Origin of the sequence: Emticicia sp., from assembly GCF_043780375.1 — a bacterium.
In the GTDB taxonomy this organism is placed as follows: domain Bacteria; phylum Bacteroidota; class Bacteroidia; order Cytophagales; family Spirosomataceae; genus Emticicia.
In genome coordinates this window covers 31,607-54,395 of record NZ_JAYWCU010000144.1, presented here as the reverse complement: position 1 = coordinate 54,395, position 22,789 = coordinate 31,607, and the positions used below count along the sequence as shown (strand labels likewise).

Here is a 22,789-nt window from a genome sequence, read left to right as displayed (position 1 = left end):
ACCGTTGTCTGTTTATTTTTTACTACTTTTGCAATTTATTGAAATGAACATTGTAAATATAGAAAAAATTTATGTCAGTTTATCACACGCCCGTTATGTTGAATGAATGTTTGGAAGGTCTGAATATCAAACCCGATGGCATTTATGTAGATGTTACGTTTGGTGGCGGTGGACATTCACGGGCAATTTTAGAGCAGCTTACCACAGGAAAACTCTACGCTTTCGACCAAGATGCTGATGCAAAAGCTGAATCGAAATTGATTGAGGATAAAAATTTTACTTTTATTGATGCCAATTTCAGAAGTTTGAAGCAATATTTACGCTTGTTTGGTGTTAAAAAAGTTGATGGAATTTTGGCAGATTTAGGCATTTCTTCGCACCAAATTGATACGCCCGAAAGAGGTTTTTCTACTCGTTTCGATGCAGTATTAGACATGCGGATGAATCAAAATGCAGTAATTTCGGCCAAAAATATACTCAACGAATCTTCGGTTGATGAATTACACAAGATTTTGGGAATGTATGGCGAGATAAAAAATGCCAAAACAACTGCTCAAACTATCTATACTGCAAGGCTCAACAAAAACATAGAAACCATCAATGATTTGAAGGGAATTTTGCAAAAATTAGCCCCTCGTGGCAAAGAAAACAAATATTTTGCTCAGGTTTTTCAAGCATTACGTATTGTTGTTAATGAAGAAATGAGTGCTTTAGAGGAGTTTCTGCAACAAACGCCAGAAGTGCTTGCTCCTGAGGGTCGTTTGGTTGTTATGGCATATCATTCGTTGGAAGACCGTTTGGTGAAAAATTTTATTCGTAGTGGCAAATTTGGTGGCGATGTAGAAAAAGACCTTTTTGGCAACGATATAAAGCCTTTGGAATCTGTTATAAGAAAAGCAATTGAAGCATCTCCTGAAGAAGTTGAGCAAAATCCACGAGCCAGAAGTGCAAAATTAAGAATCGCCGAACCCGTAAAATAAATTTTATAGAAATTTCAAATTTATCTCAATGTAATTGATAAATTTGTCTTGTTATTTGACTAACCGTCTAATATACGTGCTTTAATAATAAACCTAAAAATTCATAATTGGAATGGCAACGAACACTTTTCGGGACCGTCCTGAGCCTGCTGTGCCTAAAGCTCCTCGCAAAGCTGGTATCTTCGACCGCCTTAACACTTGGCTAACTAATCGTTTAGAACTTGGAGATAAACTTCCAACTGAAACGCTCAAAAGAATCATTTGGGTCGGTGTTTTAGGAATTTTTTATATCTATGTGCAGCATAATTATGAAAGTTTTATCAAAAAAATTGATAAAGCTCGCAACGATATGGAAGAAAAACGTGCCGCCTATATCTCGCAAAAATCACGTTATATGTTTGCCAGTAAGCAATCTGAAATAGCCAAACGACTAATTGATAACGGTTTGGAAGAAAACATTACTCCGCCGACAAAGATTGTGGTCAAATAACAAACAGCTTTACAATTTATGAATTATGATTTGGGAAAACCGTCAATCAACGGTGAGCTTTAAATTGAAATTATTCGTAAATCGTAATTCATAAATCAAAACCTCATGTTCTCAAGACCCTCCATTCGTGAAGAAATACAGTTTCGAGCCAAAGTTACTTTTGGTTTAGTCTTTTTAATAGGCTCACTCGTTGCTGCCCAAATATTTGTTGTACAGACAGTCCAAAAGAAAAAATGGATGAATAAAGTAGAAAAAATGCAGCGTAAGCCTATGAAAATTAAGGCAACACGAGGCAATATCTACGCCACTGATGGACGAAGTTTGTTAGCTACCTCTGTTCCACGATACCGTGTGGGCATAGACGTTACGAGAGCCAAACCGAAATATTTGAATGAAAAATTAGACTCTTTGACCCATTTATTAGCCAATTTCTTTCAAGATCGTTCCGCAGAAGAATATAAAGAATTAATAATGAATGCCCGAAATGGTGGAAAATTGCAGTTTGTTGCCTTAGGAAATCATTTGATAGATTTTCAGGAAAAAGAACAAATAAAAAAGTTTCCCTTCTTTAGAGATGGACCAATGAAAGGTGGTGGAAAATTTGAGCAATTAAATCGTCGAGTAATGCCTTTCGATGACATGGCGTTGCGTTCTATTGGAAAACTTGACCGTGATACTCAAACCAAAGGAGATTTTGGCATTGAATTTAGTTTCAATAATTATTTGGCAGGAAGAGATGGAATAGGGTTTTTTCAGCGTTTGGCAGGCGGTGTTTGGAAACCTTTGGCCGATAGTCCAGAAGTGCGGCCAGAAGCGGGTTTAGATGTAATTACGACGGTTGATGTCAATTTTCAAGATATTGTTGAAAGTGCTTTACGTAACCAAGTCGTTAGTTCAAATGCCAAATATGGTTCGGCAATAGTGATGGAAATTGCCACTGGAGAAATCAAAGCAATCACCAATCTTTCTCGACGTAGTGATTCGACTCGTACATTTTATTTGGAAGATTTTAATTACGCTGTGCGAGGTGGAACCGACCCAGGCTCAACTTTCAAACTGGCTACTATGGTGGCTTTGCTGGAAAAATCAAAATTGAATCTTGATGATAATGCAGGTTTTTGCGGTGGGAGTATCATGCACAATAAAACAGAAATGACTTGCTCGGAAAGCCATGGAAACCAAACGGTTCGTCAAGTTTTCGAACATTCTTGTAATATTGGTATCTATAATTTGGTTAAAAATAACTTTGGTTTCTCAAATGCCGATAGTTTTGTTGCTTATCTGAATCGCTTCAAACTTGATCAACCCGTAGGATTTCAGCTCAAAGGAGAGACCGAACCAATTATTAAAAATCGTAAAAGTTCAACATTCAGTAATACAACTATTCCATGGATGTCGATTGGTTATGAAACTCGTTTGACACCCTTACAAATGCTCACTTTTTATAATGCTATTGCCAATAACGGCTATTGGGTGCAGCCTTTTATCGTGAAAGAAATAAGAGAAGCCGACAAAGTGACTGAAAGATTTGAAGCTAACAAAGACCCTAATCCGATTTGCTCAGAACGCACAGCAAAACTTGCCCAAGAAATGATGCGAGGCGTGGTAGAACACGGTACCGCCCAAAATATCAATACTGGTTTTTGCAAAGTTGCAGGAAAAACGGGCACTTCGAGAAAACGTGAAAATGGCTATGTGAAAAACCAATACTATACAGCGTTTATTGGTTATTTCCCCGCCAATAATCCAAAATATAGCTGTGCAGTTATTATTGATGAGCCACAAGGCATAAATCTTTTCGCACGTGACGTAGCAGCACCCGTATTTAGAACAATTGCTGACAAGATTTTTGCTTATGATGTAGCTCTTCATCCTGCCAAAAATAGACCTTCAAATATTCAAAAAATAGAAAGCCAAGAGCAAACAGGCTATGCTGAAGATTTTCGAACAGTAAGCGAAGAATTGGGATTACAAAATGCTCCAAACACGGCAGGGTGGGTGAAGGCTACAAAAAAAGGAAGTTCGGTTGCATGGAGAAAAATAGAAGATACTGATAAAGATTTGCCAAACTTAGCTGGAATGACCCTTCGAGATGCCATTTACATTCTCGAAAACAAGGGCTTTCGTGTTAAGTATTCAGGTTTAGGAAAAGTAACTGATTTTTCGATTGTTCAGCCAAAAGTTGTAGCTTTGGTTTTGAAATAATTTGTACGACAATTTTACAAATTGTCTAGTATTCCGTAGGAATAAAATATCGGTAGAAGAATGTTAAAAGAAGAGGGGTTTTCATGCCGTAGGTATGAAACAGTAAGCAAAAAAGTTTCATACCTACGGCATGAGAAGATATTTGAGCGTTTTTTTTCTACCAATATTAAATCTCTACGGGATAGTTTTCCCCAAATAATATTAATTGTCCTTTTTTCCTGCCTATTAATTTGGCTTGGATATTTTACTTCACGTCAATCATTTGGGCAGTTATTTGGTTTATATTCAGCTCTTTTTGTTATTTATTTTTTCTTGATAAAAGCCGTCAAAAATCCTAATGAAATAATCTTTGTGGGGATTTTCTTTAGACTACTTTTATTGTTTTCGATTCCTGCCTTATCCGATGATTTTTATCGCTTTGTTTGGGACGGGCGGCTTTTAATCAATGGTCTAAACCCATATACAATTCTTCCTTCCGAATTTGTTCAATCTATTGACTTTCAACGGGTTATCGGTGATAAAGGCATTTTTCAATACCTTAATTCACCTAATTATTATACCGTATATCCACCCCTAAATCAATTTATCTTTGCCATTTCTTCATGGCTTTCACAAGGAAATTTGTTTGGAAATGTGGTTTGGTTGAGGGCTTTTATTTTATTGGCGGAGGTAGGGACGTTAGTACTCACAGCCCCCGATGGGGGAGCTAAAAACTCTTTTTCTGATACAACTAAGTTCACCAAAGGTGAACTTAGAAAAGCTACCCCATGGGCGGCGGCTGTTGGGTCATTATACGCCTTCAACCCTCTAATAATTTTAGAACTAACTGGCAATTTGCATTTTGAAGCTGTTGTGATATTTTTTCTTTTCTTAGCGTATAGAATTGGCAAGAAAAATTTATTACTTAGTGCTTTTTTCTTCGCCTGTGCCGTAAGTACAAAAATGCTTCCACTTATTTTTATCCCTTTGGTTATTAAGCATTTAGGCTTAAAGAAAGGTTTGATTTATTGTTCGATTATAGGTTTTATTACATTTGTGTTTTTTACGCCATTTATAGATAAACTACTTGTCGAAAAGCTTTTTTCAAGCGTCAATTTATATTTCCAAAAATTTGAGTTTAATGCAAGTATTTATTATTTGGTTCGGGGAATTGGTTTTAAAATATTTGGATATAACATTATAGCAACGGCTGGAAAAGTATTGGCTTTTTTAACTTTTTCAGGAATTTGCTTGATTTCTTGGAAAAACAAAAATCTATTTCTTGGAGCTTTGGGAGTGCTGACTTTGTATTTTGCGATGGCTACAACCGTTCATCCGTGGTACGCAAGTACTTTGGTAGCGGTCGCTATTTTTACAAGATTCCGATACTCGATTATTTGGTCATACCTCATTTTTTTGAGCTATGCCACTTATCAAACCAGCCTTTATCAAGAAAATCTTTGGTTGGTATTTGTAGAGTATTTCTTAGTTCTTGGTGTAATGATTTATGAATTGAAGACTCTAAAAGTTATACCGAAACACTCATAATCCATCTATTCAATCAATCTTTCCTTAGATTTAATCTTCTGAATAATACGCTCAGCATGAACTCTTGAGTTTTCAATAAATAAACTGTGCGTGTTGAGTCCTCCACAAATCACTCCTGCCAAATAGACATTTTTCAAATTGGTTTCCATGCTATTTTCATCATATTGGGGCTTCATGATTTCATCTTGAGAAAGATAAATACCAACTTTTTTCAGAAAGTTCAAGTTTGGCTGATAGCCAGTCATCGAAATCACCCAATCATTTTCTACAGTTTCTATACCTTTGGGTGTTTTTATAATTACTTGATTATCAGTTATTTCTGCAATTTCTGAATTAAAATATGCTTTTATCGAACCATCTTTTATTCGATTTTCGATGTCGGGTTTTGCCCAATATTTCACTCTGCTACCAATTTCATCACCTCTAATGATCATTGTCACATCAGCCCCTTTTCGCCACGTTTCGAGAGCCGCATCTACTGCCGAGTTATTTGCTCCAACAACCAAAACTTTCTGAAAAGCATAAAAATGTGGGTCTTTATAATAATGAGTTACTTTAGGCAAATCCTCACCTTTTACGCCTAATTTTTGCGGAATATCATAAAATCCCGAAGCGATTACAATATTTGCGGTGAAGTATTCACTCTTATTTGTTTTGATTTTATACAATTCAAAACCTTCACTTTTCACTTCCAAAACCTCTTCAAAGAGCCTGATATTCAAGCGTTTATGAATCGTAACACGGCGATAATATTCCAGAGCTTCGTTGCGAGTTGGCTTGGCATTATTCGATACAAAAGGCACATCTCCAATTTCTAAACGCTCTGATGTACTGAAAAAAGTCATATTTACAGGGTAGTTATAAAGCGAATTTACCAAGCAACCTTTTTCTAAAATTAAATAATTTAGTCCAGCTTTTTGAGCTTCAATGCCACAAGCCAAGCCAATTGGGCCGCCACCAATAATGATTATATCGTACTTTATCGAATTCATAAAAACTTAGTTGGGTTTAAAATCCTGTCCCGAATCTTATATCTAAAATCTCTTATCTTTAATTAAACTAACAAAGTTTTGCTTAGAATTCGTTCTTTTCGTTGAAAGTTATGCTAATTTTGAAGGTATTTTCGTTAATGATAAAATAACAATAATGAATTCTATGAAGTGTTTGGTTCTTTTGATATTAAGTTTTATTGCTCAACAGACTTTTGCACAAGATATAAATTATGTTAAAACTTACCATCCGCTAATCAATAAGGCAGAAATTTTGGTTATTGATGGCAAATATAAAGATGCTCTCGACCAATACCAAAAAGCCTTTTCACTTGCAAAAGGATATATGAAAGATTATTTCAATGCGGCTGTGTGTGCAACATATATCGGCGATGCAACTAATACTTACAAATATCTAATAGAAGTAGCAGCGAAAGGCATCAGCCTTGATTTTATTAAAAATGAAACTGCTTTTATGGGCATTCAACAAGACCCGAACTGGCGAAATTTTGAAAAAGAATATTTGGTAAAAAAACGAGAGTTTGAACAAAAAATTGATAAAAGTTTAAAAGAAAAGTTGGCAAAAATAGTAGACCGTGACCAATGGTTTAGAGTACGAGATGCAGTAGCCTTTGCGGATACAATTGTGAAGATTGATAAACAAAATGCCACCGAATTAGATTATTTGATTGCACGTTATGGTTTTCCTAATGAAGATGTGATTGGTAGTGGCGAAAGCGGAATACCCGTGATTCAATATCCTTTTTATACCATTATTCGTCGACAAACTATTGATAAACAAACAATTAATTTTTCAAACCATTTGATGAATGCAGTCAGAGATGGAAAAGTTTCGCCACACACGGCTACGCATATTATGGCAACTATCAATGGGAATGACGAATTTTTTGCCCGACACGTTTTCAAAATATTAACCGACGAATCGTTAGCGATGCAAGGAAAATCGTTTGCTTCGAAACTCAATAAATGGGTTTTTAGACAAATTGAGAAGGTAGATGAACAAAGAATCAATGAATTACGTTTGCAGAATGGGATGGAAACTTTGGCAGACTACCGAAAAAAGATTTTATTTTCGATGAATGACAATCGTTTTTTGTTTCCCTATGGTTCGTATGTAGGAATGTGGTCGGTAAATGACCCAAATATAGCTGCCGATTATTTGGAAGGAACAGTGATTTTGGAATAGTTCACAGACGATAGTTTGTTACTAAAAAGTAAATTCCACCTTTTTGAAAAAAGAGGGGGGAATAAATAAAAAATAACACTATTTTTTTACAATTAAAACTTTTGATTTTAAAAACAAATCAGTTTACTAATGGCAATTTTAACAATGATTGGTCAGCTTTTGCTGGCATTGACTATTTTAGTCGGATTACACGAATTTGGACATTTTATTTTTGCTCGTATCTTCGGTATTAGGGTCAATAAATTTTATATTTTCTTCGATTTCCTTTTTCCTTTACCCAACGTATTAAATTTTGCTTTGTGGAAAATAAAAAAAGGCGATACTGAATATGGTTTAGGTTGGTTTCCGTTGGGTGGCTATGTGGACATTGCAGGAATGATTGACGAAACCAAAGATGCTTCGCAACTTTCTTCTGTACCTGAGCCTTACGAATTTCGCTCAAAACCCGCTTGGCAACGCCTTTTTGTAATGCTTGGCGGAATTATCGTCAATGTTATTCTCGGAATTTTGATTTTTTGGGGGGTAAAATACTATTGGGGTGAAGAATATTATTCAAAAGCAGAAATTAATAAATTAGGCATTTATGCCCACCCCCTCGCCCAAGAAATCGGCTTGAAAACAGGTGATAAAATAATTAAGGTAAACAATGAAGACTATGAAGGCTTTGGAGATGTGCGAGCTTCGTTGATGCAGGAAAATACATATTTTACTATTGACCGTAATGGGGAAACGAAAGAAATTCCTGTACCAAATGGCTTAATTGACCGAGTAGCAAGCAAAGAAGCATTTATGGAGCCTATTATGCCTTTTAAAGTAGGTGAAGTTACCAAAGGAATGCCAGCAGAAGCAGCTGGTTTAAAAGAAGGTGACAAAATAATTAAAGCTGATAGTACACCGATTCTTTATTTCCAAGCATTTCAAGAAGCACTTAAAAAGTCGTCAGGCAAGAAAATTGAATTGTTGGTTGAGCGAGGAAATCAAACTTTAAAAGTAAATCCGACTGTTACTAAAGAAGGCACAATAGGTTTCAAATTAGAGCCCACCTTAGTTTCAAGCAAACGTACTTTGTCGTTTGGCGAATCATTCATTACTGGTGCAAAAGATGCTTTGGGGGTAATTCCTAACCAAATCCAAGGTTTTGGACGAATTTTCAAAGGACATATTTCGGCAGGAAATGCTGTAAGTGGTCCAGTTGGATTGGCCCAAATGTACGGAAAATTATGGGATTGGGAAAGGTTTTGGAGCTTAACAGGTTTATTGTCAATGGGTTTAGCATTTATGAATGCCCTCCCTATTCCGGCTTTAGACGGTGGTCATGTAATTGTTTTATTATATGAAATGATAACTCGTCGCAAACCATCAGAAAAATTCATGGAACGCACCCAACAAGTTGGTACATTCATTTTACTGGCATTAATGGTGCTTGTTCTTTTTAACGATACATTTAAGGCGATATTCAAGTAAAAATGATACAGTTTTTAGCTGCTTTTTTAGTATTTATGGTATTTAACTTCTCCCTCGGCACCTCACCGACTGGGAGGGGAGAAGTCGTATCTTACTCCCCAGTTATCGATGAGAGTTGGGGAGCGGTTCACGCCTTCCATACTTCTTTGACCGAAATTCAATATAATGCAAAAGAAAAATCATTGGAAATAAGTATCAGAATGTTTACTGATGATTTAGAAACAGCTTTGACAAAATTTAATAATGGTCAGAAAGTGATGATTGGTGGAAAAAATGATAATAGCGATGCCGTTTTGAGTAAATATATTCAACAACACTTTGCTATTATTTCGCCACAAAAACAAAAGAAACCACTCAATTTTATTGGTAAAGAATTAGAAGGTGATGCCACTTGGATTTATGTCGAAATACCTAATAGTCAAGACTTTAAGGGTTATTTTCTCTACAATAACCTTATGCAAGAAATGTTTGACGACCAAACCAACTTAGTTAATTTCACTTATTTAGGAAATAAAAAAACCTACCTATTCAACGCCAAAACAAAATCGGCAGAAATTGACCTTTGATTTTTTCAGCAAAAAAATACACTAACAGTATGCCTGCATACTGTTTTTTTGTTACTTTTGCGTAAGTTCGTAGCAAAAAATACAATGAAAAAAGAAAAAACGATTGACTTTTATATCAAATGGGCGTGGCATTCTATATCACGTATGTATAATGCGTATGCCAATCCAAATGAAATGACAATGGCAATTGGCTATGTTTTGCTCAATATTGACTCGGAAAAAGGGACACCCGCTACGAAAATCGGCCCTTCAATTGGTATGGAACCTCGAAGCTTGACAAGAATGTTGAAAACATTGGAAGAAAAAGGCTGGATTTACCGAGAAATTGATGCCGATGATAAGCGTTTTGTAAGAGTTTTTCTAACTGAAGAAGGTAGAAAAAAGAGAAATTTCTCACGTGAAGGGGTAATTATCTTCAATAAAATGGTTCAAGAACAAATTCCTGCTGAAAAATTAGCTGTTTTTTTTGAAGTAATCAAAGAAATTAATCGCTTGGTTGATGAACAAAATAGCAAGGCTCGTGAAAATCTGGCTTTGGTAAACGCAATGGCATAATAAACAAAAGATTTCCTGTAATTTTGTGGCCAGAAACCTCACCTAATTGTTATGCTAAAAAAACTACTTTTGATATTTTCGTTCTTTGTTTTTACGAAAACAGCTTATGCTCAAGCTTTTACCTATTATCCTTTCAATTCTGTTTTTTCGATTGCCACTAATCCAAATAAAGCTATTTGGGTTGATTTTCGTTTTCAAACAAACACCTATTTTTCGTCGTTAAGCACCGAAATCTCACCGATGTTTAATGTCAATAAAGCCGAAAGAGTAAAATTTTATGTGGGTGCGGGCATTAAAGCTAATTTTTTAAACTACTTAAATACTGACCCAAGCAAACAATCAGCATTAGAGGGTTACAGCTTAAATGTTGGTATGCGAGCAGCTCCGATAGAGAAAATTCCAAGATTTCAAATCGTTTTTGAGCTTTCACCTTATGCAAATAAGAATTTTGATTTAGGACTTTTTCGAGCAAACTTGGGTTTGGCTTATGTTTTAGGCAAGAAAAATCAGTAAATGTACAATTAAAAATATATTTAGATTTTGTGCAAATTTATCGCCCAGAATCAAAAAACAAGGTAGATAAAACTTTTGAAAGTTATATCTACCTTGTTTTTTGTCGAAGAGACTCAAAAAACTACCACCATCAATCACTTGTTCATATATTTCTTGCCATTTGAATATTTGAAATCAACACCGCTACTAAATTTTGTATTGTCAAAATTGGTATCTTCTTTGAAATCAGCATATTTAAAATCGGCTTGGTTTTTAAAAGTTGAACCTTTAAAAGTTACACGGTCATTGAAATTGCTGTATTTAAAGTCTGCATAATTATTGAAACGAGCATCGTAAAAATCAGCATCTTGCTTGAATTTTGAATATTTAAAATTGGCATATTCGTTGAAATCGCATTTAGCAAAAATGATTTCTTGATTGAAATCGGCATATTTAAAGTTAGCACTTTGGGCAAATTTTGTTCCTGCGAAAGAGGCTTTTTCAGCAAAATCTGAATATTTAAATTCGCTTTTACCTTTAAAAGTACAATTTTCAAAAACTACGCTTTTCTCAAAATCAGTTGTAAAAGTTGTGCCATCCCCAAAACTCCAATTGATATTTGCGTTTCCTGCCTTCTTGTTTTTTTTATCTTCAATATTTTTGTAGGCAATAAAATCGCCTTGAAAAACACAGTTTTTGAATGTAACAGGTACTTCTACAGTACTTTTATATTCTTCGTAATCTGACTTTATTCTTTTAATGCGTTTTTTGTTAGAAAGTTCGGTTAAATCTAAATCCCCAACAATCGTAACATCTTGATAATTAATCGGGCGGCGTTCGGCAGATTGACCTTTGTCAATCGCCTCAAAAATTGCTTTTGCCGAAACTTCTTTTTGAGCTGAAACTTTCGTTCCAACTAAAGCACAGAGTATTAAAATTAATAGTTTTTTCATGTTTTTATAGCTTATTCATTGATATAAACACCTCCAGAGCTTGCATCCATTGTTACAGGAATTCCACCGCCATTGATTGTTCCTTTTACACGGTCTTTGTCGATTCTTCCACTAAAATTCTTTGTTTCAGGCATTTTTACACGATTTCCGTCTAAATCTAAATTTAATCCTTTATCTAATGGCATTCTTACACGAATACTTCCTGCACTTGTTGAAAGCGAAAGGTATTTTCCAAGTGATTTTATATCTGCATCAATGCCACCGCCCGAAGTTGAAGCTTTTACACTTGCCATCATGTCTTCTAAGTAAATCGAGCCGCCCGAAGTTGAAGTAACAAACTCACCTTTGATGTTTTCGGCTCTTACACCACCACCACTTGTGGTAGCCTTTATCATGCCATCTAAGTTTTTTAGGTCTAAGCTTCCGCCCGATGTGCTTAGTTTAATATCGCCTTTGCAATTGTCGGCATCAATTCCACCACCACTTGTAGCGACATCAATTATATCATGGCAGCCGATAATATTTATTCCCCCACCAGAAGTACGACCTTTAACATTTCCACCTAAGTTTTGTAGTTTCAAACCACCACCACTTGTAGTAAAACCTAAGTTTCCAGTAATATTTTTGAGTGAAATGCTGCCTCCACTTGTTACCAAATCAGTAGATATTTTTTCAGGAGAATATATTTTAAACGAAATATTTAAACCATTTTTCCAATCAGTCCAATCGGCTTCATCTTTTCGCTTGGCAATACAATTAATGGTTTCACCTTCTTTTTTTATACTTAATTGATAGTCTTTTAGGCGGTCTTCAATTTCTTCTTTACTGAGTTGCTTACCTTTCCAGTTGTTGGCTTTTACATAAATTTCAACACGAGCTTCATCACCTGCCATACCTACAACCGAAATTCCACCTCCCGAAGTGCGAACATAAAGGTTTTTCATTTCCGAAGATTTGTAAGTTTTTACGAAATAAGGTATTTCTTTTTCTTGTGCAAAAGAAGAATTGATAATAAATAGACTTAAAATAAAAAATGAGAATAGCTTTTTCATAAAATGAGTTTGTTAAGATTTCATAATTGTGATGTATCTTAACATAAGATGCAAAATTCATGTTGAGCGTTGCAAATAGAGATAATTATTTTTGAGGAGGTTTCTTGATAATCAAAAAGAGGTCTTAAAGTAAATTTAAGGCCTCTTTTTTTAAAAATTCAAGAAAATCTACTCATCTAAAATGCTCTCTTCCATAGTAGAGCTGCGATTGCCTCCGTGCATGATGTCAATGAGGCTTTTTACGTTATAAACCGAGCGGTTGTAGCGATTATTTATTAGAATGATGACAAAGTCTTCTCGTAGGTCAAAAAACATGATGGTATTATAGCCTTTCCACCAACCTGTATGATATACATATTCGGTTTGCTGCTTAGAATCGACCCAAAGGCGAAAACCATAACCATAATTTCTTAGTCCAGGAAACTCAAAACTACGTGGTGTAATCATTTCCCGAAAAGATTCTTTATTAATAATTGTATTATTCTTTAAGGCTTTGTACCAATTAAACAAATCTCCTGTAGTCGAGTAAACGCCCTTATCGCCCGTAATATTATCGTAATAATCTTTTGGTAAACGCTGCCCAAACTGATAACCATAAGTGCGATTTATATTGATAGAATCATTTTTGGTTGTTACGATAAATGAGTTTTTCATTCCAGCAGGTTTGAAAAGGTTTTCTCGCATATATTCGTCAAAATCTTTACCCGAAACCTTTTCTACAAGAGCTGCTAAAATCGCAAAATTGGTGTTATTATAACCGAAATAGTGGTCGGGTTGATTAAACATTTTAGGTGTTGGCTGTGTAGTAGCAAACCACTCCATCATTTGTTGATTGGTTGGATAAACTTTTGTTTCCCGAACTGTCTTGTCGAAAGTATATTGATAAAATGGTAGGCCCGAACGATGACAAAGTAAACTCCGAATTGTGATACCATCATAAGGAAAATTTGGAAAATAGTCTTTTACTGTATAATCTAATCCGATTTTTCCTTGCTCGGCGAGTTTCATTATAGCAACTGCTGTAAATGTTTTTGAAAGAGAAGCTAATTGAAACTTTGATTGAATATTATTTCTGATTGTATCTTTAAAATCAGCAAAACCATAAGACTTTTGGTAAACGACAACCCCTTTTTGGGCAATTAAAACATTTCCGTTGAAACCTTCGGCTATTTTTTTCTGAATAACTTGCTCGATTAGAATTGCTTTTTGGTCGGCATTTATTTCTTTTTTGATGCGTACTTCCTCTTTTTTTACAGCAACGCTATCAATCTCTGCAATGGCAGTAGAGCCAGTAGAAGTGCTTTTTTTACAAGAAACTAAGAAAAGTGAATAGGTAAAAAACAAGCAAAAACCACAAATATATGGAAGGAAAGATATTTTAAATTTCATGACAAAGCCCGACAAATTAACGAGAATTTAGACAAATTCATCGGTAATTGTTAATTGATAATTAAGTTAATTTCCCCGTACGTATTGCAAAATTATAATCATAAATGTAGTAAAAACTACGCTACAAATAATTTTCAAAATAGTAATTAGGAAAAATTGAAAGCCCCCCGCTTCTACAAAAAACAAGGTCGAGTGATGTATTAATGTAAGCACGGCAACATAACGCACGAATCGTTCTGCACCCATATCTTTGAGAGTGATAACAATTTCATTTTCGACACCTTTGGTCGGAAATAAGAATTTGATTATATAGCTTCTAAAAAAACCAATCAGCACACTTGCTGAAGCATGAATTCCTGCGGTATTATAAAATATGTCTACCAAAAGTCCAATTAAAAAACTTATCAGAATAACCCAAATAGGAGCAATTTCATCGGGTAATAATAATATACAGGCAATATAAACAAAACAAAACGCCACATCGAAAAATACAAAATTGCGAATAACTACAATTTGCAAAATCAAATAAATGACGAAGGTCAGCACTAATCTTATGACAGTTTGAGAATTCATTTTTTAATTTCGGTAGTTGCTTGCTCTATTAATTCTTGTTCTTTTTTGAGCTTATTATTTACAATATAAACATAAGACAAGTTCTGAAAATCGGTTGCCAATTCAACCTCAATATCAAAAAAAGCTTGGTCTTGTTTGGCACTCAACTTACGAATCTTACCAAGCATAGTTCCCGAAGGAAAAATAACATTTTGCTCGGAAGTAATCACCGAATCCCCTTGTTTGATGGGCTTAAAGCGGTCAATCGTAGTCAAATCAATTACTCTTGGATTTAATCCGCCCCACTTTGCAATTCCTAATGCTTTATCGTTTTTGGTGCGGAGAATTTGATTCTTTACCTCTGTCGAAACGTTGAAATTTGCATGAAGGATAGAATAGACACGAGAAAAATGGTCTGAACATGACATAACTTGACCAACAACGCCTTGTGGACAAATCACACCCATTCCTGGTTCAATACCATCTAACGTTCCTTTATCGAGAGTAAGATAGTTGTTTGTTAAGTTTACTGTATTATTGACAACTTTTGCTACCTTGAATACAAATCGCTTGGCAAAAATCGAATCAACTTTGTAGTAATCACCTTCACGACTTTTACCCTGCTGCATTGACACCACAATTTTTTTCAATTGAGCATTCTCAGCTATCAGTTGGTCATTCACACTTCCTAAGTTCATGTAGTTTTTTACATAATTTGAACTCTCAAGTGTTTTGGCGGCATAGTAGTTGGATGTATTAAAAAAAGACACGTCCCAGTAAAGGTTGTTTTTTACAATCAACCAAAAACTGATAATTTCTAATATGACAAATAAAAGAAAATTTCGTATTCGAAATATAAGTCGGAAGAGTTGCGACATTATTTTTGAGTTATGAATGTAGAGTTATGAATTATGAATTATAAATTGTGAATTATGAGATTTAACATAAATATATCTCATAACCTTAGCGACAGACTCGCTTTTAACTTATAATTCATAATTCACATCTCGAAAAAACTATTGAACAATAACAGCTCTATATTTTTCAATATTTTTCAGTATCTCCCCTGTTCCACGAACAACGGCACGAAGCGGGTCGTCGGCAACATGAATTGGTAATTTTGTTTTAATAGCCAAACGTTTGTCTAAGCCATGAAGCAATGCTCCACCGCCTGTCAAATAAATACCGTTTTCATAAATATCGGCAGAAAGTTCTGGTGGCGACATTTCTAAGGCACGCATGATGGCTTCTTCAATTTTCGAAATTGATTTGTCAAGAGCGTATGCAATTTCACTGTAAGTAACTTTTATTTCTTTCGGGATACCCGTCATTAAATCACGACCACGAATTTCAATATCAGCAGGAGGATTGTCTAAGTCTGGCAAAGCAGCACCTACTTGAATCTTGATAAATTCTGCCGAACGCTCGCCAATAAGCAAGTTGTGCTCACGACGCATATAATCAACAATATCTCTCGTAAATAAATCTCCAGCGATACGCACCGATGCTTCACAAACAATACCCGAAAGGGCAATAACAGCAATCTCAGTAGTACCACCACCAATATCTGCAATCATTGAGCCATTAGGCTGCTCAATATCAATACCAATACCAATAGCCGCAGCAATTGGCTCATGCACCATATAAACTTCTTTCGCACCAGCGTGTTCAGCTGAATCTTTTACCGCACGTTTCTCAACTTCGGTGATACCCGATGGAATACAAATAACCATTCGGTGTGAAGGAGAAAAAAACCAACTACGACCAGTCTCAATCATCTTAATCATGCCACGAATCATCAATTCGGCGGCAGTAAAGTCAGCAATTACACCATCTTTGAGTGGACGAATAGTCTTTATATTCTCGTTAGTTTTTTCATGCATTTGCATTGCTTTGTGTCCTATCGCTAACACTTTTCCGGTAATTTTATCCAAAGCAATAATAGAGGGTTCGTCTACAACGATTTGATCTTTGTAGATAATAAGGGTATTTGCCGTACCCAAGTCAATCGCGATGTCACTCGTGAGGAAGTTAAACAATCCAGCCATTTTGAGCTTTATGGGTTAAAAAAATTGATTTGCCCGCAAATTTACAACTATTATTTGCAAAACATCCCTAAAAATTTGAAAAAGTATTAAAAAAGAAAAAAGTATTTAACTTTTTAGGCTCTATATATACGTTTATATATAGGTTCGACTTATGAATTGAGAGAGTAGTAAAAAAACTATTACCTTTGCCCTAAATCATCGCTTCTTTGCTGTATATAACCTATCACTTTATAAATAGACGTTTATAATTTTTTACTGAAAATGGGAATTCGTTCGATACTTAGTAAACCAATTGCTGCATACATTGTTGCTCAACAAAAAAAGTGGGTAATTCGCTCGGCAGAAGTACAAACGGAATGGCGACAACAGCTTGTTAGTCAAGCCGTTAACACAGTTTTTGGCAAAAATCATTGTTTCAAAGATATTCGTACTTACGAAGATTTTAAACAAGCAATTCCCATTCGTGATTACGAAGATTTGACTCCGTACATTAATCAAATCCTTGAAGGAAAAGAAAATATTCTTTGGGAAGGGAAACCTTTATATTTTGCCAAAACGTCTGGAACAACTTCTGGAACAAAATATATTCCTATCTCCAAAGATTCTATTCATAACCACATTGATTCTGCTCGAAATGCTTTACTTAACTATATCAACGAAACTGGTAAGGCAAAATTTTTAGATAACAAACTTATTTTTCTCTCGGGCAGTCCCGAACTGCACGAAACCGAAGGAATTAAGACAGGGCGACTTTCGGGAATTTCTACGCATCATGTACCCGCCTATTTGCAAGCCAATCGTTTACCTTCCTACGAAACAAATTGTATTGAAGATTGGGAAACCAAACTCGAAAAAATCATAGATGAGACGATTGACCAACCGATGGGCTTGATTTCGGGGATTCCGCCGTGGGTACAAATGTATTTCGACAGAATTCAAGCACGGACAGGGAAGAAAATAAAAGATGTTTTTCCAGACTTCGATTTGTTTGTTTATGGCGGGGTAAATTTTGAACCTTACCGAGCGAAATTATTTGAATCTATTGGCAAAAAAATAGATTCGATTGAGCTTTTTCCTGCCTCAGAAGGCTTTTTTGCTTACCAAGATTCGCAACGAGAGGAAGGAATGTTACTTTTGTTGAATACAGGTATTTTCTATGAATTTATTCCAGCCGATGAGTTTTTTAATGTAAATCCTACTCGTTTGAGCATCGAACAAGTAGAACTTGGTAAAAATTATGCACTTATTATTAATAATAATGCTGGACTTTGGGGTTATTCGATTGGCGACACCGTGAAGTTTGTTTCACTTAATCCTTATCGGATTGTTGTATCGGGAAGAATCAAGCATTTTATCTCGGCTTTCGGCGAACACGTTATTGGAGAAGAAGTAGAAAAGGCAATGAAATATGCTTGTCAACGACACCCAGAAGTAGAAATTATAGAATTTACAGTTGCACCGATGGTTGCACCAAAAGAAGGTTTGCCATACCACGAATGGCTTGTTGAGTTTGCCATTCCGCCTAATGATATGGAGCAATTTAGTAATAATTTGGACAAAAATATGACTGAACTCAATGTCTATTATGATGATTTGATTGTAGGTAATATTTTGAAAAAATTAGTCATTACACCACTTCAAAAAAATGCTTTTATTAATTATATGCGTTCACAAGGAAAATTGGGTGGGCAAAACAAAGTTCCTCGTTTATCGAATGACCGAAAAATTGCAGAAAAACTTTAAAGAGTTCCGAATTTAGAACTAAAAAAAAACTCGGCACTCATAATTCAGAACTTATAACTTATTTTCCCCTTTTATCAAACAATTTAAAAAAATTACTGTATCTACATATATTTTTGTAGTCAAAAAAAACTAAACTATAACCGTATATGTTACAATTTTTGAAATACGTATCTGCAACCATTGTAGGAATCTTTCTTTTCAGTATTCTTAGCTTCTTTATTTTGATAGGAATTGGTACAGCAATGTCGAGTTCAGACACCAAAACAAGGGTGTCATCAAACTCAGTTTTGAAGCTTGATTTGAATCAGGTTATTCGAGAAAATGCTGCCGATGAAGACCCTTTTACAGAAATTTTATCAGGCGGTAATTCTCCTGGACAAATTAGCTTACCACAAATAAAAGAAGCTCTTGCTAATGCCAAAATTGACCCGAATATCAAGGGAATATATCTAAAAGCTGAATACCCGATGGGGGGCTTGGCAACTTTGAAAGAAGTAAGAGAATATTTATTGGATTTCAAAAAATCGAAGAAATTTATCTATTCTTATGGCGAAACAATGACCGAAGGAGCAATTTACCTTTGTTCAGTTGCCGACAAAAGCTATATTACGCCCAACGGTGGATTAGATTTTAATGGTTTGAGTGCCGAATATCCTTTTATGAAAGGCTTATTTCAGAAAATTGGTGTGAAACCTGAGATTTTCAAAGTAGGTGACTATAAAAGTGCTGTCGAGCCACTCATTCTTGATAAAATGAGTGATTATAGTCGTGAGCAAACACAGTCGTTTATCACTGATATGGCAAATAACTTTTATGGAGAAATTGCACAAGCTCGTCAAATTTCGATGGCTGACTTGAATAATATTCTGGAAAATGCTTTGATTCAAGAGCCTGCAGACGCTGTAAAATATAAACTGATTACAAATATTGGCTATTGGGACGAATTTGAGAGTGCTTTGCACAAAACATTAGGTCTTAAAGATGATAAGAAAATAGAATATATTGGCCTAAATAAATACCTAAAAGCTGATAAATTAGTAAAAGAAGGTGATAACTCTAATCGAATTGCGGTTATTGTTGGCGAGGGTGATATTGTTTCGGGCGATGGAAATGGAGATAATATTGGCTCAGAAAAAATCGTAAAAGAACTTCAAAAAGCACGTAAAGATTCAAAAATTAAAGCAATTGTATTGCGTATCAACTCGGGTGGAGGAAGTGCTTTGGCATCTGACGTGATGTGGAGAGAAGTAGAATTGACGAAAAAAGTAAAACCAGTTATTGCTTCAATGGGCGATTATGCAGCATCAGGTGGATATTTTATGGCAATGGCTTGCGATACTATCGTGGCACAGCCAACTACACTTACGGGTTCAATAGGTATTTTTGGTGTAATTTTTAACGTTGAGAAATTAATGAATGAAAAATTAGGTGTAACTTTTGATGGAGTTGTCTCTCACAAATATGCCAATTCGCCATCGGCAACTCGAACCATGAATGATGCCGAGAAAAATATGATTCAAAATGGCGTAAATAAAGGTTACGAAAACTTTACTTCGAAAGCTGCCAAAGGAAGACACATGAGTATCGAAAAACTAAAATCGCTTGCAGGTGGTAGAGTCTGGACAGGAAGTCAGGGCAAAGCAAATGGTTTGGTTGATATTTTGGGTGGAATTGATGTTGCTATTGCTGTTGCCGCAAAAAAAGCAAAATTGAAAGAAGGTGACTATCGAGTGAAATATTTTCCAATCAAAAAGTCAAGTTTTGAAACAATTGTGGAGAAATTCGGAAATGACCAAGAAGAAGTAAAACTCAAAGCCTATCTCGGCGATTTTGCTCCTTATGCCAAACAATTGAAAAACCTTCAAAACTTAGATAAAATTCAAGCAAGAATGCCCTTTGATGTACTTATAAAATAGATGTTCACAGCGACTTAGCAGTAAAAAAGCAAAATAAATAGATTTTGATAAAAATGACAACCCTAAAAAGTTGTCATTTTTTTTGACTAAATATTTTCTTTCTTGAACCAAAACATTTGCAATGATGTTGCATATTTGTTCTATCTTTGCATCATTGTTGTAAATACAAGCACAATTTCAGTTTTTCTATGCGAAAAATAATCACACATTATCATACACTTAATAAAGTAGGCTTGTGGCTGTCAATTCTGTGTACGATTCATTGTATCGCAATGCCTTTTGTGATAACTGCTCTTCCGTTTTTGGGTGGTAGCTTTATTAGTGAGCGTTCGGAGGTCTATTTAATAGGGATTAGTGCTGTTTTAGCTGTTTTTTTGTTGGTGAAAGATTACCGAAATCATCATAATATTTTGCCACTTACGCTTCTTGCTATTGCTTTGTGTTTCAGCTTTACGGGCTTGTTTTTGGCAAAAGGCACTTATGAAATCATCTTTAATGTAACTGGAGCTTTAATTATGGCCTCGGCATATTGGATAAATTGGAAAGAACACCGCCGTGTTTTTCATAGTCATCAATAACTAATTGTCTCTTTTGTAATAATAATCAAGCGGATTTTCGTAAATAAAGGTATATTTTGAACTTTCCATCCATTTTTTAGGGCTGATGATTTTAAAAGGCTGTACTTCTAAAGGTGTTACAAATTCGGGCATTTCAAAACCTAATTCTTCGCAATTTTTTGCATAAATTTCTTTTCTTATTGGGTGAATTGGCGAAACGATATTGAAGGTTTCATTCCAAATATCATTGTCAATAATTGTTTCGATAGTTTTTATGACATCATCTCGGTGTATATAATTTACTTGAATATCGCCTGTTGTTAAACCTTTCCAACCCGAAAAATATTTTGCAGGAATTCGGTCATAACCCATCAGTCCACCGCAGCGTAAGATGGTTAAATTGATTGATGAGAATTCGCAAAATTCCTTCAACAAATTCTCTGCTTTTAGCATCGTCGGGCTTGCTGACTGCTCAGGTGTTGTAACTTCGTCCTCAAAAATTTCTCGATTTAATTCTGGATAGACTGAAGTTGAACTTATATAAATGATGTTTTTTATTGACGACTTTTTTATATTTAGTAACAAATTAGAAATTTGCTCTACGTGAACATCAATTTTTTGTAAACTGATTCTTGGTGGAATGTTTATTACTAAAGTATTCGTATTAAGCAAGTTATCCACATTTTCACCCACAACTTGTGGATTAAGTTGCAACAAAAAAGGTTGAATGCTATTAGCTTTCAAAATCTCTAATTTATCAAGTTTTGTGGTGCTACCTTTTACAATAAAACCTTTTTCAGAAAAAAATTTTCCGAGAGGTAAACCAAGCCATCCACAGCCAAGAATACTAATTGATGATTTGCTCATATATTCAAAGCATTTTTTTGTTTCTCTTCATTTTCAATCTCAAAAATCTTCACATCAACCACAAATCTAAACCAAAGTGCTTGCAAGAAATGAAAAATTAAACCTTCTTTTCCATCTAAAAAACCGAGTTGAATAAAATATCTATGAAAAAAGTAAATAAAAGGACGAACAAAGAGCGGCATTCCCCACCAAATTTTCTTTAAAAAAGCACTGCGTTGGTCAGGATTTCCAAAGAATTTAGGTTGGATAGTTTGATTACGTAATTGCTTTTTTCGTTCAACTTCCTCTTTTGCCATTTGGTCGCTATACCTGTTATGTTTTTCAATCCAAAAACTAATTCGATTTTCTTTGAGGTTTTCTTCTTTCAGATAGCCTTTGTCCCAAACAATATTTTTGCCTTTTGCCACAAAACGGTGATCCATGTTTTCGTTCAAATCTGAAAAACCTACACTTGTGCGGAACATTTTCATCAGGTATTTCGGGAAATATCCACCATGTTTAAGCCAGCGACCTTTGAAATAATTTTTACGATTGAAGAAAATACCATTTACATCGGCAGGGGTGTTTGAATCTTTGAAATGCTTCAATATTTCTAATAATTCGGGCAAAACAATATGGTCAGAATCAAGTCCGATTGTCCAAGGTGTTTTCACGATGAAGTTTTTCAGAGCAAAATCCCATTGTTTTGGGTGATTTTCAAACTTATTATATTTGACTGTAGCCCCATAGCTTGACGCAATTTCGAGCGTTCGGTCGGTACTTCCCGAATCTAAAATACAGATCTGGGTATTGAGTTCTTTGATTGACTCAAGCAAACGTGGAAGATGTTGCTCTTCGTTGAAAGCTAAAATTATTATTGTAAATTCAGTATTCATTTCGATATTAAAGGCACAAAGTTTTGGTTTAAAAAATTACAAAGTTCTAAATTAGAACGTCGATGTGGTGAAAGAGATTTTTTTTGGTTGTGATTTAAAAAGTATGATAAGTTAAGTATTTGGACAAAATTAGTTGGGTTTTGTTTTAACTTTGTTTAATGCGACGTAAAAGTAAACATATTATTTTGACTGACGAAGAAAAAATGAGCCTGCGAAAATCGTAATAAACAAGGCTCAAACCCTGTTTTTCAATAATATTAGTTAGCTATATCGCAAGATTTCAATAAATCAATAATATCTTCCAAAACTCTTTTTCTTTTCATAATAAAAATCGTACCTTTGCAGCCCTAATTGGAAATTAG

21 protein-coding genes are annotated in these 22,789 nt (G+C 35.0%); 12 read left to right on the top strand and 9 right to left on the bottom strand.

The window, feature by feature from the left end; genetic code table 11:
* The first annotated feature begins 71 nt into the window (after positions 1–71).
* The 4 genes from rsmH to ACH2CJ_RS11450 all read left to right on the top strand — a co-directional run bounded on the left by rsmH (position 72) and on the right by ACH2CJ_RS11450 (position 5,202).
* Positions 72–980, top strand: coding sequence for a 16S rRNA (cytosine(1402)-N(4))-methyltransferase RsmH (gene rsmH, locus ACH2CJ_RS11465; protein WP_394992943.1), 909 nt, complete (start codon positions 72–74; stop codon positions 978–980).
* A gap of 112 nt (positions 981–1,092) precedes the next feature.
* Entirely contained in the window at positions 1,093–1,470 is a 378-nt protein-coding gene (locus ACH2CJ_RS11460) for an FtsL-like putative cell division protein (protein WP_394992942.1), read from the top strand.
* Positions 1,471–1,575: 105 nt separating this feature from the next.
* Positions 1,576–3,675 carry a penicillin-binding transpeptidase domain-containing protein gene (locus ACH2CJ_RS11455; RefSeq protein WP_394992941.1) on the top strand — a complete coding sequence of 700 codons (2,100 nt, stop codon included), beginning with the start codon at positions 1,576–1,578 and terminating at the stop codon, positions 3,673–3,675.
* Positions 3,676–3,987: 312 nt separating this feature from the next.
* Positions 3,988–5,202: a hypothetical protein gene (locus tag ACH2CJ_RS11450; RefSeq protein WP_394992940.1), complete on the top strand. Its 1,215-nt coding sequence runs from the start codon at positions 3,988–3,990 to the stop codon at positions 5,200–5,202.
* A gap of 5 nt (positions 5,203–5,207) precedes the next feature.
* On the opposite strand, the gene ACH2CJ_RS11445 is transcribed toward ACH2CJ_RS11450, so the two are convergent.
* Complete coding sequence (locus ACH2CJ_RS11445; RefSeq protein WP_394992939.1) at positions 5,208–6,194, bottom strand: YpdA family putative bacillithiol disulfide reductase; 987 nt, start codon at positions 6,192–6,194, stop codon at positions 5,208–5,210.
* A gap of 163 nt (positions 6,195–6,357) precedes the next feature.
* Between ACH2CJ_RS11445 and ACH2CJ_RS11440 the strand changes: the two genes are divergently transcribed.
* From ACH2CJ_RS11440 to ACH2CJ_RS11420, 5 genes are all read left to right on the top strand, one after another.
* The gene (locus ACH2CJ_RS11440; protein WP_394992938.1) at positions 6,358–7,398 is read left to right on the top strand and encodes a hypothetical protein; all 1,041 of its coding nucleotides are present in this window, start codon (positions 6,358–6,360) and stop codon (positions 7,396–7,398) included.
* Between the two features lie 129 nt (positions 7,399–7,527).
* On the top strand, positions 7,528–8,862 hold the full coding sequence (gene rseP, locus ACH2CJ_RS11435; protein WP_394992937.1) for an RIP metalloprotease RseP: 1,335 nt from the start codon (positions 7,528–7,530) through the stop codon (positions 8,860–8,862).
* A gap of 2 nt (positions 8,863–8,864) precedes the next feature.
* Entirely contained in the window at positions 8,865–9,428 is a 564-nt protein-coding gene (locus ACH2CJ_RS11430) for a DUF6702 family protein (protein WP_394992936.1), read from the top strand.
* Between the two features lie 84 nt (positions 9,429–9,512).
* The gene (locus ACH2CJ_RS11425; RefSeq protein ID WP_394992935.1) at positions 9,513–9,983 is read left to right on the top strand and encodes a MarR family transcriptional regulator; all 471 of its coding nucleotides are present in this window, start codon (positions 9,513–9,515) and stop codon (positions 9,981–9,983) included.
* A gap of 51 nt (positions 9,984–10,034) precedes the next feature.
* The gene (locus tag ACH2CJ_RS11420; RefSeq protein WP_394992934.1) at positions 10,035–10,496 is read left to right on the top strand and encodes a hypothetical protein; all 462 of its coding nucleotides are present in this window, start codon (positions 10,035–10,037) and stop codon (positions 10,494–10,496) included.
* A gap of 134 nt (positions 10,497–10,630) precedes the next feature.
* Here ACH2CJ_RS11420 and ACH2CJ_RS11415 read toward each other — a convergent pair whose 3' ends face one another.
* From ACH2CJ_RS11415 to ACH2CJ_RS11390, 6 genes are all read right to left on the bottom strand, one after another.
* Positions 10,631–11,428 (bottom strand): pentapeptide repeat-containing protein, encoded by a 798-nt coding sequence (locus tag ACH2CJ_RS11415; protein WP_394992933.1) that lies wholly within the window; start codon positions 11,426–11,428, stop codon positions 10,631–10,633.
* A gap of 11 nt (positions 11,429–11,439) precedes the next feature.
* The gene (locus tag ACH2CJ_RS11410) at positions 11,440–12,480 is read right to left on the bottom strand and encodes a DUF4097 family beta strand repeat-containing protein (RefSeq protein WP_394992932.1); all 1,041 of its coding nucleotides are present in this window, start codon (positions 12,478–12,480) and stop codon (positions 11,440–11,442) included.
* A 168-nt stretch (positions 12,481–12,648) separates the two neighbouring features.
* Positions 12,649–13,869 carry a serine hydrolase domain-containing protein gene (locus ACH2CJ_RS11405; protein WP_394992931.1) on the bottom strand — a complete coding sequence of 407 codons (1,221 nt, stop codon included), beginning with the start codon at positions 13,867–13,869 and terminating at the stop codon, positions 12,649–12,651.
* 66 nt (positions 13,870–13,935) lie between these two features.
* On the bottom strand, positions 13,936–14,442 hold the full coding sequence (locus tag ACH2CJ_RS11400) for a hypothetical protein (protein WP_394992930.1): 507 nt from the start codon (positions 14,440–14,442) through the stop codon (positions 13,936–13,938).
* Positions 14,439–15,299, bottom strand: a complete 861-nt coding sequence (mreC, locus tag ACH2CJ_RS11395) for a rod shape-determining protein MreC (protein WP_394992929.1) — start codon at positions 15,297–15,299, stop codon at positions 14,439–14,441. Before mreC ends, ACH2CJ_RS11400 begins: the two co-directional genes overlap by 4 nt.
* 138 nt (positions 15,300–15,437) lie before the next feature.
* Positions 15,438–16,469, bottom strand: a complete 1,032-nt coding sequence (locus tag ACH2CJ_RS11390; RefSeq protein WP_015028530.1) for a rod shape-determining protein — start codon at positions 16,467–16,469, stop codon at positions 15,438–15,440.
* A 261-nt stretch (positions 16,470–16,730) separates the two neighbouring features.
* On the opposite strand from ACH2CJ_RS11390, the gene ACH2CJ_RS11385 reads away from it, so the two are divergent.
* The 3 genes from ACH2CJ_RS11385 to ACH2CJ_RS11375 all read left to right on the top strand — a co-directional run bounded on the left by ACH2CJ_RS11385 (position 16,731) and on the right by ACH2CJ_RS11375 (position 20,706).
* Positions 16,731–18,212, top strand: a complete 1,482-nt coding sequence (locus ACH2CJ_RS11385) for a GH3 auxin-responsive promoter family protein (RefSeq protein ID WP_394992928.1) — start codon at positions 16,731–16,733, stop codon at positions 18,210–18,212.
* Between the two features lie 146 nt (positions 18,213–18,358).
* The gene (sppA, locus tag ACH2CJ_RS11380) at positions 18,359–20,128 is read left to right on the top strand and encodes a signal peptide peptidase SppA (RefSeq protein ID WP_394992927.1); all 1,770 of its coding nucleotides are present in this window, start codon (positions 18,359–18,361) and stop codon (positions 20,126–20,128) included.
* Between the two features lie 188 nt (positions 20,129–20,316).
* Positions 20,317–20,706: a MerC domain-containing protein gene (locus ACH2CJ_RS11375; RefSeq protein ID WP_394992926.1), complete on the top strand. Its 390-nt coding sequence runs from the start codon at positions 20,317–20,319 to the stop codon at positions 20,704–20,706.
* Here ACH2CJ_RS11375 and ACH2CJ_RS11370 read toward each other — a convergent pair whose 3' ends face one another.
* Positions 20,707–21,552 carry an SDR family NAD(P)-dependent oxidoreductase gene (locus tag ACH2CJ_RS11370; protein WP_394992925.1) on the bottom strand — a complete coding sequence of 282 codons (846 nt, stop codon included), beginning with the start codon at positions 21,550–21,552 and terminating at the stop codon, positions 20,707–20,709.
* On the bottom strand, positions 21,549–22,427 hold the full coding sequence (locus tag ACH2CJ_RS11365) for a glycosyltransferase family 2 protein (RefSeq protein WP_394992924.1): 879 nt from the start codon (positions 22,425–22,427) through the stop codon (positions 21,549–21,551). Before ACH2CJ_RS11365 ends, ACH2CJ_RS11370 begins: the two co-directional genes overlap by 4 nt.
* Between the last annotated feature and the right edge of the window lie 362 nt (positions 22,428–22,789).